17 protein-coding genes are annotated in these 16,335 nt (G+C 37.6%); 13 read left to right on the forward strand and 4 right to left on the reverse strand.

The genetic code is table 11. The annotated features are described in order from the left end of the window. The first annotated feature begins 75 nt into the window (after positions 1–75). Both BTO11_RS06750 and BTO11_RS06755 read left to right on the forward strand, forming a co-directional pair. Entirely contained in the window at positions 76–687 is a 612-nt protein-coding gene (locus tag BTO11_RS06750) for a DUF938 domain-containing protein (protein WP_181135861.1), read from the forward strand. Between the two features lie 97 nt (positions 688–784). After that, positions 785–1,372 (forward strand): LURP-one-related family protein, encoded by a 588-nt coding sequence (locus tag BTO11_RS06755; protein WP_105051889.1) that lies wholly within the window; start codon positions 785–787, stop codon positions 1,370–1,372. A gap of 572 nt (positions 1,373–1,944) precedes the next feature. Here BTO11_RS06755 and nadB read toward each other — a convergent pair. Further along, positions 1,945–3,561, reverse strand: a complete 1,617-nt coding sequence (gene nadB / locus BTO11_RS06765) for an L-aspartate oxidase (RefSeq protein ID WP_105051891.1) — start codon at positions 3,559–3,561, stop codon at positions 1,945–1,947. A 319-nt stretch (positions 3,562–3,880) separates the two neighbouring features. Here nadB and rpoE point away from each other — a divergent pair, with 319 nt between their 5' ends. From rpoE to acpS, 11 genes are all read left to right on the forward strand, one after another. Next, positions 3,881–4,462, forward strand: coding sequence for an RNA polymerase sigma factor RpoE (gene rpoE, locus BTO11_RS06770; RefSeq protein WP_105051892.1), 582 nt, complete (start codon positions 3,881–3,883; stop codon positions 4,460–4,462). An 88-nt stretch (positions 4,463–4,550) separates the two neighbouring features. Next, positions 4,551–5,210, forward strand: coding sequence for a sigma-E factor negative regulatory protein (locus BTO11_RS06775; protein ID WP_105051893.1), 660 nt, complete (start codon positions 4,551–4,553; stop codon positions 5,208–5,210). Between the two features lie 88 nt (positions 5,211–5,298). Further along, positions 5,299–6,390: a MucB/RseB C-terminal domain-containing protein gene (locus BTO11_RS06780; protein ID WP_105051894.1), complete on the forward strand. Its 1,092-nt coding sequence runs from the start codon at positions 5,299–5,301 to the stop codon at positions 6,388–6,390. Positions 6,391–6,392: 2 nt separating this feature from the next. Next, positions 6,393–6,869: a SoxR reducing system RseC family protein gene (locus tag BTO11_RS06785; protein WP_105051895.1), complete on the forward strand. Its 477-nt coding sequence runs from the start codon at positions 6,393–6,395 to the stop codon at positions 6,867–6,869. Positions 6,870–7,080: 211 nt separating this feature from the next. Beyond that, entirely contained in the window at positions 7,081–8,871 is a 1,791-nt protein-coding gene (gene lepA, locus BTO11_RS06790) for a translation elongation factor 4 (RefSeq protein WP_105051896.1), read from the forward strand. Between the two features lie 16 nt (positions 8,872–8,887). After that, entirely contained in the window at positions 8,888–9,802 is a 915-nt protein-coding gene (gene lepB / locus BTO11_RS06795; RefSeq protein ID WP_105051897.1) for a signal peptidase I, read from the forward strand. A 41-nt stretch (positions 9,803–9,843) separates the two neighbouring features. Beyond that, positions 9,844–10,518: a ribonuclease III gene (gene rnc / locus BTO11_RS06800; RefSeq protein WP_105053679.1), complete on the forward strand. Its 675-nt coding sequence runs from the start codon at positions 9,844–9,846 to the stop codon at positions 10,516–10,518. Between the two features lie 31 nt (positions 10,519–10,549). Continuing rightward, positions 10,550–11,476 carry a GTPase Era gene (gene era, locus BTO11_RS06805; protein ID WP_229793353.1) on the forward strand — a complete coding sequence of 309 codons (927 nt, stop codon included), beginning with the start codon at positions 10,550–10,552 and terminating at the stop codon, positions 11,474–11,476. Positions 11,477–11,625: 149 nt separating this feature from the next. Continuing rightward, positions 11,626–12,378 (forward strand): DNA repair protein RecO, encoded by a 753-nt coding sequence (recO, locus tag BTO11_RS06810; protein ID WP_105051899.1) that lies wholly within the window; start codon positions 11,626–11,628, stop codon positions 12,376–12,378. 13 nt (positions 12,379–12,391) lie between these two features. After that, complete coding sequence (gene pdxJ / locus BTO11_RS06815; protein ID WP_105051900.1) at positions 12,392–13,129, forward strand: pyridoxine 5'-phosphate synthase; 738 nt, start codon at positions 12,392–12,394, stop codon at positions 13,127–13,129. Beyond that, entirely contained in the window at positions 13,129–13,503 is a 375-nt protein-coding gene (gene acpS, locus BTO11_RS06820; protein WP_105051901.1) for a holo-ACP synthase, read from the forward strand. Before pdxJ ends, acpS begins: the two co-directional genes overlap by 1 nt. Here acpS and BTO11_RS06825 read toward each other — a convergent pair. The 3 genes from BTO11_RS06825 to BTO11_RS06835 all read right to left on the reverse strand — a co-directional run bounded on the left by BTO11_RS06825 (position 13,500) and on the right by BTO11_RS06835 (position 16,328). After that, positions 13,500–13,814 (reverse strand): hypothetical protein, encoded by a 315-nt coding sequence (locus BTO11_RS06825; RefSeq protein ID WP_105051902.1) that lies wholly within the window; start codon positions 13,812–13,814, stop codon positions 13,500–13,502. The genes acpS and BTO11_RS06825 overlap by 4 nt on opposite strands. A gap of 57 nt (positions 13,815–13,871) precedes the next feature. Next, positions 13,872–14,270, reverse strand: a complete 399-nt coding sequence (locus BTO11_RS06830; protein WP_105051903.1) for a hypothetical protein — start codon at positions 14,268–14,270, stop codon at positions 13,872–13,874. A gap of 273 nt (positions 14,271–14,543) precedes the next feature. Continuing rightward, on the reverse strand, positions 14,544–16,328 hold the full coding sequence (locus BTO11_RS06835; RefSeq protein ID WP_105051904.1) for a sensor domain-containing diguanylate cyclase: 1,785 nt from the start codon (positions 16,326–16,328) through the stop codon (positions 14,544–14,546). Between the last annotated feature and the right edge of the window lie 7 nt (positions 16,329–16,335).

Genomic DNA, 16,335 nt, shown 5'->3' on the forward strand with positions numbered 1-16,335 from the left:
AGGCCAGTTGATTCATCAACTGGCCTTTTTGCTGAAATAAACTTAGGATATGGCATCCCAATTATGGACCTTAATATGACAGACCCTTTTGCTCACCTAACCAGAAACAATGCAGCTGATAATAATAAACAATATATTTTAGACGCTTTACAAAGATTAAATTTACTAAAAGGCAAGGTCGTTGAGATCGGCTCAGGACCTGGACAACATGGTATTCATTTTTGCCAACATGTTTCAGAACTAACCTGGCAACCAACTGAGATCACAAGTAAGTTACCGCTTACTTTACAATGGTATGAAGTCAGTCAAAAACAGGGGTTAACAAATTATTTGAAACCTTTTTCGTTTCATATTGGTCGTGACACGATAACGGCATCTGACTTTGATCTTGTCTATTCAGCCAATGTTCTTCACATTATTAGTGAAGAATTGGCCCAGCATTTAATTAAGCAATTAGTTGAAACCATGAGCCAAGGTCAAAAGTTGGTTTGTTATGGTCCATTTAAACAAGATGGTGAGTATACGTCTGAGTCCAATCGAGACTTTGATCAATGGCTTTTCAGTGAAGGTTATGGCGGCATGCAAGACCTGGAAGATATACCTAGTTGGAGTGATGGTAAGTTAAGTTTATTGCAAGTCGAAAGTATGCCAGCTAATAACTTTATTGTTGTTTATCAAAAGGTTTAGCTGTATTTTCAGTAGATATTTTTTGAAGAGCTTTAAAAGAAGTTCAGTAAGCTCAAGCTCAAAAATAAACTATAAATAGATTCAATTAGGATGAAGTATGACAGACGTAATCAATAAGAATTTGTATCTGGTAAAAGAGCATGTTGGTATTTTTAAAGCCGCTAATAACTATGACATTCACGATCCTGAATCTGGTGAGATCATTATGGAGTGCCGTGAGCCTAGTTTAGGTTGGATCACTAAAGCACTCAGATTTACAGACTACAAAAGCATGACGCCTTTTGATGTCCAAATCAAAACACCAAACGATGAACGTATAGTAAGAATTCAACGCGGTATATCTATATTCTTATCTAAAGTTGAAGTCAGAGATCACAACAATGAATTGATTGGTAGTTTTGCCCAAAAGCTATTTTCAATTGGTGGTAAGTTTGATGTGTTAGATCACAATGAACAGGTTGTATGTACTTTAGCTGGGAATTGGATTGGTTGGGATTTTTATTTTAGAAACGGTGAAACAACATTAGCGCATGTAACTAAAAAGTGGGGCGGTTTAGGTGCAGAAATGTTCACAAGTGCCGATAATTACGTATTAGAAATTAATCCTGACATTCCAGCGGATGATAATATCCGTAAGCTTATTTTAGCCGCTGTTATGTGTATTGATATGGTGTTAAAAGAATAGTTAACAAACATAACTATCTGAGTTTACTGGCGTTGCATAGATAATTTTTTCTGTACTACTATTAGGTAATGAATGAATTAATAGCTAGTTACCGGATTAGTGTACGCCCGTATTCTAAAGTGAAATATATCCAACATGCTGTCTTAATATGTTGGTATTGTTTAGCCGTTTATTTTTGGCCTTATTTTATTCCTCTTGTTATTAAATCTACTTTGATTGTGTCTACACTTTTATTTTCATTACTATGCTTTTATCCCCCAAATATTATCTATCAGAAGTTAAGGCTACAGAATTTAAAAGATCTCAAATTGAAGGCTCAGATATTAAAAGGGCAAGAAGAAGTATTTCAACTGTCAGAATTAGGTCAGATTTATTGGGTAAAAAGCGCAAGGTCCGGTCAACTATTAGCAACAAGTTACTTCTGGCCTTTTTGTTTTTACTTACGAATAATCAATCCAATTAGCCAAAAACGTTATTGGAAAGTGATTTTTGTTGATCAAGTCAGCGAGGGATCGGCAAGGCGGTTACGACGAATAATTAAAAGAATTAAATCGACGTAACCTACTTAGCTGCTAGATTTCAGGATGCCCATCAGGAGTTAATATAGTTGGAGTCGAACTTGGTAAAGTGTCTGGGTAATCTAAGTTATAATGCAACCCACGACTTTCTTTACGTTCTAACGCACTTCTGACAATTAATTCAGCAACCAATACTAAATTTCTTAGCTCCAATAAATTATTACTGACTTTAAAGGTCTCGTAAAATTCATTCACTTCACTTTTGATTAAATCAATTCGTTTTAAGGCTTTGTGTAAACGACGATCTGAACGAACGATGCCAACGTAATCCCACATAATTAATCTAAGCTCGTGCCAAGTGTGGCTTATGATCACATCTTCTTCTAATGTTGTTACTTCGCTGTCATCCCAAAGTGGGATAGCAGGAGGTTGTGGGCTTGAAGCTAAAGTCGATAAGATAGATTGTGCAGCACCGTGAGCAAAAACGATACATTCCAACAAGCTGTTACTGGCCATGCGGTTAGCACCATGTAATCCTGTGTAAGCAACTTCACCAATAGCAAATAGGTTATCTTTATTGGTTTTTCCGGTTAAGTCAGTAATAACACCGCCGCAAGTGTAATGCGCTGCAGGAACAATTGGGATCTGCTCTTTAGTGATGTCTAAACCGACCTTTAAACAACGGGCGTATATAGTTGGGAAATGTTCGATAACAAATTGTGGTTCTTTGTGCGTGATGTCTAAGTACATACAATCGGCACCTAAACGTTTCATTTCAAAGTCGATGGCTCGGGCCACAATATCTCTTGGGGCTAACTCTTCACGTGGGTCGAAATCTGGCATAAAACGACTGCCGTCAGGGCGTCTTAAATAAGCTCCTTCACCACGCATGGCTTCACTGATCAAAAAGTTTTGAGCTTTTTCGTGATATAAACTTGTTGGGTGGAATTGATTAAATTCCATGTTCGCTACTTTACAACCTGCACGCCAAGCCATGGCAATTCCATCGCCACTGGCGATGTCTGGATTAGAAGTATATTGATAAACTTTGCTCGCGCCACCAGTTGCTAAAGCGACAAACTTGGCAGAAATACTCTCAACACGCTCAAGGTTTCTATTCCAAATATACGCACCATGAATTTTATTATCATCTAAGTTCAGTTTAGAACCTGTAACTAAATCAAGTGCATTATAGCGTTCAAATAATTGGATGTTTGGATGTGATTTTACTTTGTCTAATAAGGTCGTTTGCACCGCTTTACCGGTTGCATCAGCTGCATGAAGTATACGTCTGTGACTGTGCCCGCCTTCGCGAGTAAGGTGATAACGCTTTGAACCGTCACTATCTTGAATCTGGTCAAATGGTACGCCCTGGTCGATTAACCATTTCATAGAGGTCTTTGCATGACTGGCTGTATAATAAACGGCGTTTTCATCACACAAGTTTGCACCAGAGATTAAGGTGTCTTGTACATGGGATTCAATACTGTCGTTTTCATCAAACACCGCAGCAATACCGCCTTGCGCGTACAAGGTAGAGCCTTCTTTTAATGCCGATTTACTTAGAATAATAACGTTTACCTTATCAGCAATACTTAGAGCTAAGGTTAAACCCGCAGCTCCACTACCAATAATTAAACAATCTGTTGTATGTTGAGTATTATCTTGCATTAAAAAAACCTATTAGATTTTGAATCCGATCACTTTACTAAGTAATCCATTCATATTCGAACTTATTTTTTATAAAAGTTATTGATTTCACTTATCTTTTTATAAAAAACAAAATAAATAAGAACTTTTTTACAATTACTTAGTCATAGTGTCAACAGAAAGGATAATAGTACAACAACTTGTAATTAATTCCTTATAGATTTCAAGAATTAATTATTATTTGATATGTGTCTAATACCGATTAGAATACCTGTACGAAATGGTTCAAATAAGATGTTTAGTCTCTTATACCAATATTAAATCTGGGAGTAGTAGCTCGATGAGCGAGCAGAAAAAAGATTTAGGCTTAGTAAGAAAAGCACAAGCAGGTGATAAAGCGGCATTTGATTTGTTAGTCCGTAAATATCAAAACAAAATAATTAGCTTAGTTTCTCGTTATTTAGGTAATAACGGAGATGTACAAGACGTAGCTCAAGATGCCTTTATTAAAGCATATATAGCGTTGCCTGGATTTAGAGGTGAAGCAGCATTTTACACTTGGCTATATAGAATAGCGGTAAACAGTGCCAAAAATTATTTAATGGCAAGAGGTCGTAAACCTTACACTGTTGATGTTGACGCGGAAGAAACTGAATACTATGAAACCAGTGAAGCATTGCGTGAAAACGCTTCACCAGAACATTTAGCGTTAACTGAAGAAATTAAACATGTCATTTTTGATACGATTGAGAGCTTACCTGAGGAACTTAAGGTAGCAATTCAACTCAGAGAGATAGATGGCATGAGTTACGAAGAGATATCCAATGCAATGGGATGTCCAATCGGAACGGTTCGTTCTAGAATTTTTAGAGCGCGGGATGCAATAGATTTAAAATTGCAGCCTTTAATAGAAAATAAGTAAATTAATGCATAGTTATGGTTCACTGACGTTAGGTTAGCCGTAATCGCTCTTGTTTAAACACAGTAAAACTCTGGGAGTCAGTCATTTTATGACGAACAAACATTTAGAATCGATTTCAGCCCTATTAGATGATGAAGTTAATCAATCTGAGTTAGAGGCTACTTTGCAGCAAGCCTCTGAGCAAAGCAGCCAAACTGATGCGTTTAGTCGTTATAGTTTAATTGGTGATGTTCTTAGAAACGAACAAGTACTTGAAATTGAAAGTAGTTTTGCTGCGAATATACAAGCAGCTATTGCGAATGTTGAGCAAGAAGTCGTTGAGCAAAGTACATCAGAACAAAGCACAGTAACTGAAAAGTCTAGCGTTGTTGATATCAGCTCCCATGCTAATTGGCGCTCACGCATGACTCAGAAAGTTAAGTCCTTTGGTCAAAGTTCATCTGGCCGCAGTAGTGCACAATTTGCTATCGCAGCTTCAGTTGCTCTTGTGGCGATCATTGGTGTGAACAATATGTCGCAGTCAAACAGCGAATATAGTGCACCAGTTGCCCAAACTACACCTTTAGTTACTGGTGTAGCTCCTGTGAGTTTAGGTTCAACTGGGGTTCAAAACAAACCATCAGCGAGTCAATTAACGCAATCTCGTATCAATGCATTAATTGCCGATCATCAACAACAATTGAAAGTAATTGATGACAAAAAAGAACTGGCTGAAACAAACGAAGATAAAAAAGTTATCGAACCTTAATTAAATTCGTTATCATGCCTTTCTACAGTTTATAAACGCTCGTTATACAACGGGCGTTCGTTTTTATTAAAGGTAAATTATTTCTGTTATGAACCGTTACTCTTTAGATATTAATCACCTTGTCAGCGTTAATTTTAAGAAACTTTTAACGTTAGTTTTTCTTTCTAGCACAATCAGCTTTAGCACGAATGTTTTAGCGCAATCAGATCTGACTCTCAGCACAGAGCAAGCCGAATTAACGGCTAATGCGCCTGTTGCCAAGACCTCTGTGGGTGAAAAAGTAAATGCTGGAGTCTGGTTAGCAAAATTAAAAATCGCGTTAACCCAATCTAACTTCCAAGCTGGTATTGTCACTATGAAAGCCGATAAGACTAAGTCTTATAATTGGATTCATGGTGTTATTGACGCCAAGGCTGATGGCGAAAAACCGTTAGAGGTAGAAGGAATTTCGCCTTTAATTGGCACAGGCGTTAGCAACCTTAGACATAATCAAATCGTTACCTTTATAGAACCAAATAAAGAAGCTTACAGTATTGAAAGTGACAGTATTCGTAAGTTTATTCCTCCTATATTTTATCAAGATATAAACCAATTATCTGAAAGTTATCAGTTTGTTATGGTGAGTAAAAATCAAATTGGTGGCCGCTCGGCGCAATTAATACGCATAGAATCAATTGATGACACAGCCTATAATTATTGGGTTTGGATTGATGTAGAAAGCGCATTGCCTTTAAGAATGGCTTTTGTAAATAAAAAGGGTGAAGTCATTGAACAAATATTAATGACCCACTTATCTGTTTTCGCAGAGCCAACAGAAGAGATCATTAAACTCGGTGAACATACATTACCAACTCCACCAAGTTCATTAATTGCCACGCATCAAGAAACTAATAATTGGAACATGAGTTGGATACCGAACAGTTTTTCATTAATTAAAAGTGATAGACATCATTTGTCGATAACTCGTGAAGTGTCGGATTATTATTTATACAGTGACGGCCTTGTAGAGTTTTCTATTTATGTGCAAAGACAACTGGACAGTTTTAACAGCCCGCTTGTGTTGCAAGAAGGCGCTATGTCTTTTGTGATGGTTCGTTCTGATGGTTTTGATGTGACAGTAGTGGGTACAATTCCTGCTGAAACCGCATATAAAGTCGCATCTTCAGTGAAAAGTCTTTAGTTATGATCAAAGAAATTGGCCGTGTGGTAGATATTCAAGATGGTTGGTTGTTTGTTGAAACCGCCATTAAGTCGACTTGTAATGCGTGTGCTGCAAAAAGTAACTGCGGAACAAGCACGATAGCGAAAGCATTCTCTAGTAAAAGCGTTATTAATAAAGTAAAAAATACCTTAAACGCCAAAGTAGATGAGTCGGTAGAAATAGGCATTCCAGAATCAAGTTTGTTACAAGGTTCGTTTTATCTATACCTAATGCCATTACTTATCGCTATATTTTCAGCGATTGCCACACAGCTTTGGCTACCTCAGTTTATGGAAATAACAGAAGGTCACGTTATTCTAGCTACGTTTTTAGGCGGCTTTTTAGGTTTCTTATTAGCCAAAAAGTTATTAAATAATTCAGATGTTGATAAGTACCAAGCTGTGCTTATTCGTATTTATGACGGTAAAATGGTAGAAGCTGTCATCGAATTAGACTGATCAACTTCCTTTATCCCACGTTCTTGTCACTATTTATCGATAAACTTAACTGATCCAGCATAAAGAGTTGGAGTGAGCGGTTAAATCAGTGTAAAATTTCGCCCTTTGGTTATATAGCTAATTTGAGCTATATCGAAAATAATTTTATGCTGTTTGTTTTCTTCTTCAAACGCACCTTGTATAGCAACGTCACAGGTATATCACACTATTTATGAAGAACATTCGTAACTTTTCTATTATTGCCCATATCGATCACGGTAAATCCACACTTTCAGACCGACTTATTCAATTCTGTGAAGGTTTAGCTGATCGCGAAATGAAGGCACAGGTCCTAGATTCAATGGATATTGAACGCGAACGTGGTATTACCATTAAAGCGCAAAGTGTTACTTTGAACTACAAAGCCAAAGACGGTGAAATTTACCAATTAAACTTTATCGACACGCCAGGCCACGTTGATTTTACTTATGAAGTATCACGTTCGTTAGCGGCTTGTGAAGGTGCATTATTAGTTGTTGATGCCGGTCAAGGTGTTGAGGCGCAAACGGTTGCAAACTGTTATACCGCTATTGAAATGAATTTAGAAGTTCGTGCAATATTAAACAAAATTGATTTGCCTCAGGCTGATCCAGACCGTGTATCTGAAGAAATTGAAGATATCATAGGTATCGATGCAGTTGGTGCTGTGCAATGTTCAGCTAAAACTGGCATAGGTATACAAGATGTTTTAGAAGACATCGTTCTTCATATACCACCACCAGAAGGTGACCTAGATAAACCATTACAAGCGTTAATCATAGATTCTTGGTTTGACCCATACCAAGGTGTTGTTTCTTTGGTTCGTGTTAAACATGGTTCTATTCGTAAAGGTGACAAATTAAAAATCTTATCTACAGGTGACTCTCATCAAGTAGATAAAGTCGGTATTTTCACACCTAAACAAACCGACACAGGCATATTAAAGGCTGGCGAAGTTGGTTTTATTATTGCCGGAATTAAAGAGATTTTAGGTGCACCAGTAGGTGATACCATCACTTTAGCTAATAATGCTGCTGTTGAGCCATTACCTGGTTTTCAAAAAATAAAACCTCAAGTTTATGCTGGTCTATTCCCTGTAAGTTCAGACGATTACGAGTCTTTCCGTGACGCCCTTGGTAAGTTAAGTTTGAATGATGCCTCATTGTTTTATGAACCAGAAAGTTCAAGTGCATTAGGCCTTGGTTTCCGTTGTGGTTTCTTAGGTATGTTACACATGGAGATAGTTCAAGAGCGTTTAGAACGTGAATATGATCTTGACCTAATCACTACCGCACCAACGGTTAACTACGAAATATTAACTAAAGACGGCACTATCCACAGTATTGATAGCCCGTCAGAAATGCCAGCGGTAAATGATATTGCTGAAGTTCGTGAGCCAATTTGTAAAGCTGACATATTAGTACCGCAAGAATACCTAGGTAATGTTATTACCTTGTGTATGGAGAAACGCGGTACGCAAACGGCGATGAGTTACCATGGTAAACAAGTTGCGGTAAGTTATGACTTACCAATGGCTGAAGTGGTCATGGACTTTTTTGACCGTTTAAAATCAACCAGTCGTGGTTTTGCTTCATTAGATTATAACTTTACCCGTTTCCAAGAAGCGGATATGGTAAGAGTCGACATTTTATTAAATGGTGAACGAGTTGATGCATTGGCAATGATTTGTCATAGAGACTTTTCACAGTCAAGAGGGCGTTTATTAGCTGATAAGCTAAAAGAGTTAATTCCTCGCCAAATGTTCGACATAGCAATTCAAGCGGTTATTGGTGTCCACATTATTGCCAGAACCACGGTTAAACAGTTAAGAAAGAACGTAATCGCAAAATGTTACGGTGGCGATATTAGCCGTAAGAAGAAACTTTTACAGAAACAGAAAGATGGTAAAAAACGTATGAAACAAGTCGGTAATGTTGAATTACCACAAGATGCGTTTTTAGCCATATTGAAGATCGGAAAATAAAAAAAGGTTAGGATAAATGGCCGGATACTTTGCAATATTTTTAGTAGTTATTACCGTCGCCTGTGGTTTTATTTGGTTAATCGATGCCAAATTATATGCCCCTGCACGTCGTGAACGTATCGCGATTGCGCAAGCTAGCACAGCCGGAAATATAGAATTAGACGAATTGGAAAAAATAGCACCTCAACCTGTATTGGCTGAAACTGCACAATCGATTTTTCCTATTTTGTTTATAATTACAATATTCCGTTCATTCTTGTTTGAACCGTTTCAAATACCATCGGGCTCTATGATGCCAACTATGTTAGTTGGTGATTTTATCTTAGTGCAAAAATATACCTATGGCGTTCACGACCCAATTTGGCGTAGTGAATTGATTGAAATGGACACGCCGTCTCGTGGCGATATTGCTGTGTTTAAATATCCAGAAGATGAGCGTTTAGATTACATTAAACGTGTGGTTGGTTTGCCTGGTGATAGGATTGTTTATAACAATAAACAAATCTCTATTCAGCCAAGTTGTGAACGCGATCCAGAACACTGTAAAGAATTAAAAGTCGTTGCAATGGAGTCTGAGTCTGTTTACGAGATTAATCCATACGGCGATACTGTTGCACTAGGTTCTGAACTTTTAGGTGATGTAAAACATAACATTTTGTTTAACATCAACCGTGAATATCAATACCCGTTTGTGCAAGCCAACGGCAAGGCTAATGAATGGTTAGTCCCTGAAGGACATTACTTTATGATGGGGGATAATCGTGACAATAGCCAAGACAGTCGTTTTTGGGGCTTTGTTCGTGAAGATCAACTTGTTGGTAAAGCAGTATTTATTTGGATGAGCTTTGTTTATAACGACGGTGCAATTAACTGGTTACCAAACTGGGTTCCTGTGGATGTACGCTTTTCACGTTTAGGCTCAGTTGAATAAACGTAATAAATTATTAGATTAATAAACAAGAGAATAGATTGATTAAAAAAAATTATAGTCAGTTGGCTAAATTATTAGGTTATCAATTCAACGATGAGTCATTGCTGGTACAAGCACTGACTCATCGTAGTTTTAAAGGTGCTCATAATGAACGTTTAGAGTTTGTTGGTGATGCCTTATTGGGGATGTTTGTCGCAGAAGCTTTGTACTTTGCATTTCCAAAAGCAACCGAAGGTGAATTAACCAGAATGCGTTCGCAATTGGTTAAAGGTCAAACGTTAACTGAAGTAGCTAAAGAATATGATATTAGCAGTTGGTTATTATTAGGCCCTGGCGAAATGAAAAGTGGTGGTTTTCGCCGTGACTCTATTTTGGAAGACGCAATTGAATCTATCATAGGTGCAGTTTATTTAGATTCGGATATCGAACAGTGCCGTACATTTGTACTAAGGTTACTAGACGAACGACTTAAACAGGTCGATCCGAGTAATGCGTTAAAAGACCCAAAAACACAATTACAAGAATGGTTACAGTCTAGAAAAAGACCGTTACCAACCTATGAGGTGGCGGGGGTTTCCGGTCAAGCTCATAATCAAACATTTAAGATCAGTTGCACCCTAGACAATGGAAAATTATTGTCGGCAACCGGAACGAGTCGTAGAAAAGCAGAGCAAGCAGCTGCAAGAAAAGCATTAGAGGTAGTAAAAGGTGAGTAAATCAGGACAGTCACAAGCCGAATTAGACGCATTGTTAGAAAATTTAAATAATCGTGCGGATTTATCGGACCCAAAGCGTTGTGGTTTAATTGCCATTGTTGGTCGACCAAATGTTGGTAAATCTACCTTAATGAATAATATTCTTGGGCAGAAGATCAGTATTACGTCGAAGAAACCACAAACGACTCGTCACCGTATTCTAGGTATTCACACTGAAGATCAAGAACAAGTTATTTATGTTGATACACCGGGGCTTCATAAAGAAGAAAAACGTGCGATTAACAAATTAATGAATAAAGCTGCATCAAGTGCACTAGGTGATGTTGAGTTAGTTTTGTTTGTTGTTGAAGCTATGAAATGGCATGACGACGACGAAATGGTATTAAATAAGATCATTCGTTCAAAACAACCCGTTGTGTTATTGATCAATAAAGTTGATGAGATAAAGCACAAAGAAGAGCTTATGCCGTTTTTGCAAAAAGTATCGGCTAAACATAACTTTGAACAAATCATTCCTATTTCAGCTGAAAAGGGCACAAACGTACAAGCTATTAAAGATCTAGTGTCTGATTATTTACCAGAAAATCCATTTTTCTTCCCAGAAGATGATGTAACGGATAGATCTTCACGCTTTATGGCGGCTGAAATTGTTCGTGAAAAACTGATGCGTTTTCTTGGTGAAGAATTGCCATATTCGGTTACTGTTGAAATTGAACAATTTAAATGGGACGAAAAGATTTGGCGTATTAATGCGTTGATCTTAGTTGAACGTGAAGGCCAGAAAAAAATGGTTATCGGTGCGAAAGGTGAAAAACTTAAGATCATCGGCCGTGATGCTCGTCAAGACTTAGAAAAATTACTCGACGAAAAAGTATATTTAGAACTTTGGGTTAAAGTTAAAAGTGGTTGGGCTGACGATGAACGTGCACTGCGCTCATTAGGCTATGGAGAAGACTAGCCTCATTAGCTTAGCCCGGTAGCCAGAAAGCTTAGCTACCTAAGATCTTGGCCAGTGAGTAACACTGGCTAAGCTTATTTATCTACTAAGCTATTCACTTAATAATTGATTTTGCAAAAGCAGATTCAAAAGAAGAAAATTAATTATTTATGTTAGCCGAACTTGAATCTAAACAAGCCTTTATCTTGCACACCCGCGCTTTTAAAGAAAACCAATTAATTATTGAATTTTTGGTGGAAGGCGAAGGGCGATTATCTATTATCGCCAGCAAAGGTGGCAAAAAAAACTCCGCACGTACAGCTTTATTACAACCGTTTCGACCTCTGATCATAAAATACAAAGTGGGCCGTGGCTTACACAGTTTAAAATCTGTTGAGCTTAATCCTGAATCAGCTGATATCCGACTAAAAAGTAAATCTTTATTCTGTGGCTTTTACCTCAACGAAGTTTTATGTCGTTTATGTAAGTCAGATGCTCAGTATGACGAGTTATTCCCTTTGTACGACTATGCCATCTCGCACTTACAACACAGCTCTGAGCGTGAAATAGACACTCAATCAGGCATGTATCTAGAAGCTATTTTACGTCAGTTTGAATATCGGTTATTAGTGATGTTAGGTTACGGTATTAGTTTCGATTATGACTTACATTCTGAAGCCGATATTAAAGCCGATAAGTATTATGAATTGTTAGCAGGGTCTGGATTTGTCTTTAGTAATACCCCACAAAGAGCAATAATAGGCTCGGATTTAATGGGGATAGATAGTTTTTTAAATACAGATTTAGAGATAGAAAAACTATCGGCACACAAATTAAAATTAGCAAAATTGATCTTAAGGGCATGTTTGCATCGCCATCTTGGTGATAAGCCGTTAAAATCCAGAGAATTATTTAGAAAATAATAAAGAGCATAAAATGGCAGAATTACATTTAGGCGTAAACATAGATCACATCGCAACTCTAAGACAGGCGCGAGGCACCAATTATCCCGATCCAATTCATGCAGCCGCTGTGGCAGAGCACGCGGGTGCAAGTGGTATCACTATTCATTTACGTGAAGATCGTCGCCACATACAAGACCGTGATGTTTATGTCTTAGCCAAAACTATTAAAACCAGAATGAATTTAGAAATGGCCGTGACCGATGAAATGATCGCCATTGCGGAAGAAGTAAAACCTGAATTTGTTTGTTTAGTCCCAGAGAAACGCGAAGAGTTAACCACAGAAGGTGGCTTAGATGTTAAAGGTCAACTTGCAAAAGTAACGGACGCGGTAACTCGTTTAGCCGCTATTGGCGCGAAAGTATCTTTGTTTATTGATGCCGACGAAGCTCAAATTGATGCCGCCGTTGCATCAGGTGCACCTTATATTGAAATACATACCGGCCACTATGCCGATGCAACAACCGATGAAGCACAGCAACAAGAGCTTAGTCGAATTATTCGTGGGGTTAAATACGCAGCGAGCAAAGGCATTATCGTTAACGCTGGTCATGGCTTGCATTACCACAATGTCAAAGCGATTGCTGAAATTGCCGAAATTTACGAACTTAATATTGGTCACGCGATTATTGCACGAGCAGCAATTGATGGTTTAGAAACGGCAGTACGGGATATGAAGACGTTAATGAATCAAGCTAGGCAAGGTATTTAATGTCGGTTCTTGGTTTAGGTACAGATATTGTTGAAATCTCTAGAGTCGCGAGTGTAAGTGAAAGTTCAGAGCGTTTTGCTAAACGAGTATTAGCAGAGTCAGAGCTGGATATTTATCAGCAACATACTCAGCCTGAGCGTTACTTAGCAAAGCGCTGGGCTGCTAAAGAAGCGGCAGCAAAAGCATTAGGCACAGGTATTGGAAGAGGAATATCATTCCATCACTTTATTACCACTAATAATGAATTAGGTGCGCCAAAATTACAGCTAGTTGATAAAGCTTTGGAAGTTGCGAATACTATGGGCGTGACAAGTGTGCTGTTGTCCATAAGCGATGAAAAACACTATGCAACGGCAACCGTAATACTAAGTTAAGCTCTTACGGTAGTAGCTAACCCCTTTTTTACCTTACTGGGACAAGACGCTTTAGTCTCGCTTTGCATGGTTTTACATAAAATACACTGTAATAATACGTTTTGAATAAATTGTTTAGTGTCATTACTCATACAGTGTAAGTCAGCAATGGTGAGGTTTTGCCTTTGAATTAAACGGGCTAACGTGCTGGATTTAATAGTCAAAGAATAATATTTTTCAGAGTCGTACTTTTCACTATCCTCTTTACAATCTAGCGAGCTTTTTTTAGGCTCATCTTGCCTAAATTTAACTTCACAATTATCACAGTTCATTTTTCACTCCCAGTTTAAGTGGCGCTGTAAGAGCTAACGTAAAGATTAATAGAAACGCTAATGTAATGTTTTCTTAGCGTTTACTGCGTATTCTAAACTTGCCAAATGTTCGGCGAATAAAATCGAGACGTTAGCCACTTTATTTAGACGATTTAATGTAAGTTGTAATACAGATAGACGTTGCTCTTCATACCCCAATACTTGCAAACTAGAGGCTAAAATTAACGCCGATTTTGTTAATAAAGGAATTGCTTTTTCTTGCTCAACAAAATTCCCGGTTAGAATGATTTCCGCAACTTCAAAGGCACAACCAAGATGTGGTAACGCATCGTAATGTTGTCCAACTCCAGCAAGACTAACACCGGCCTCATTAGTATTTGCCCAACTTGTTAATGCCCGAGTAGGTTTACTGATAAGCTCTTCACGATGATTTGGACATAAAAATTGATGTTTCATATTCAGTTCTTCTCATTCATTATTTGTTAATAAGATAAATTACAATTGCGTAAACACAAATGATAATAGTTATCATTTAGTTTTAATGCAAGATTTATCTGTACAAAAAAACACAACAAATATGAAAGGGAAATGATAGAAGAGGTAAAGGGTAAATTTCATTTTCAACAAGCTTTCACTAGGTTTATAAACCATGACCTACTTATGCAGGTCATGCTCTATTGGAGTTACATCTCTAATATATATGTAGATTAGCGACTAGAACCATAGACTTTAGGTAAGAATGGGGGATGTATTATGAACGTTTTGTTCCTCATCGTTATTACTATTTATGTCTTCACTGTTAAACATGCATACGGCATTTCGGCCATTAGCCTTCGCTTGATATAAGGCGTTATCTGCATTAGATATCACTTTTTCAAATATTTCGGTATCACTGCGTAGCTGGTTTGGACCATTAAAGTTGGTAATAGAAACGCCAATACTCGTTGTTATTTTTACCGACTCATCAAAGTATTGAGTATCTAAATTTTCGATTGCAATCCGTAGATTTTCAGCAAGTTGCAAGGCTTCATTTTCATCTTTTACCGGTAATAAAACGATAAATTCTTCACCGCCCCATCTTGCAATAACATCTTCTGGTCGCATTGTTTCATCAAGTAAGCGAGTAACTTGAATGATCACTAAATCTCCAGTGGCATGCCCAAATTTATCATTCACCAATTTGAACTTATCAATATCCAGTAAGAACAGGGCAAAGTTTTCATTGTTCTGTTTAAATTGAGGGAATAGCAGTGATGTAGCGTATTTAAAACCTCGGCGATTGAATATATCGGTTAACTCGTCCTTCCTTGCATGTTCTTCAGCACGTTCTTTATCTCTTTGTGCATCTCTAAAGCGAGTCGCTAATGCAACCGCTAATATAATCCCTTCAAATGCCATACCTAACTCAATGGCTTTAAAAGTAAAGCTATTATAAGGCAGGAAACCAGCTACCGCAGCGGTCGATACACTGACACATATAGCGGCAGTGACAGAAGAGATAAGATAAAAGTTGGCCGCAGATGCTTTGGCTCTAACGGCTAAAACGCCTAACAAAATAGTTAAAATAGCAAAGCTGGTATTAAATAAGAAAGCAACAATAGTGGCTAAATGCAGTTGGTCCATAATGAAAAGGAATAAAATAATAAAAGGGATCGCGTTAGAAATATTGGCAATCGCTTTATTGAGGTTTGGCGCGTATAGATGTGTGTCTAAAAGTTTTCGACCAAAGTGTAAACCAATTACGCTGTAGGTGATCATCAAGGATACATCCATATAATCTTGGAAATGCACACCATGATGTGAGGTGTAGAAGGTGTAGAAATGGCCAGTGTAAGACATACTGTTTAATACAAAACCTAAAATGTATAACACATATAGACCGAATATTTTTTTCCTAATAGAGAAGAATAACACCAGGTTATACAAAGCAAGTGCAACTAAAATACCATACAAAAAACCATACTCAAATTTGTCTGCACCATAATCAGCGATGGCGTCTTGTACACTTGATAGCTTAATTGGAACTGGCATGATGGCCGTTGTTTCTATACGAATGTATAAGTCGGTTACACCGTTTTCAAATTGCATATCAGCAGCAAAAAATCGATTAAACACAGGTTGTTCTGAAATAGGTAAATGGTCGCCACCAACGATATGCTTAACCTCTCCACTGGGGCTAACAAGATAAACGTCAATATAATCTAGCCAAGGAATCTCGATTGAAAGGCGATATTGGTTAGATAAAGACATACTATTATTGATGCTTGTTTTGAACCAAGTTGAGTCGACATTAAAGCCTTTGGCAATAGTTTGACTACTTTGGCTAAACGTTGGTCCTGAAGCAAAATATTGTTGGGCATCTTCGAGTGATAATTTTTGGTTATCTTTTTCTGAGAAGTAAGTTAAGTAACTACCAATAGGGCTGGTTTCAAATGTAGCGAGGTCAATTTCTTTTGCGTTAACGGTTTGCACGCATAAATAAAAAATAAATAAAATACAGGTTAATCGATACATTGGTGGA

The sequence above is a fragment of the Psychrosphaera saromensis genome (assembly GCF_002954545.1).
GTDB classification, from domain to species: domain Bacteria; phylum Pseudomonadota; class Gammaproteobacteria; order Enterobacterales; family Alteromonadaceae; genus Psychrosphaera; species Psychrosphaera saromensis.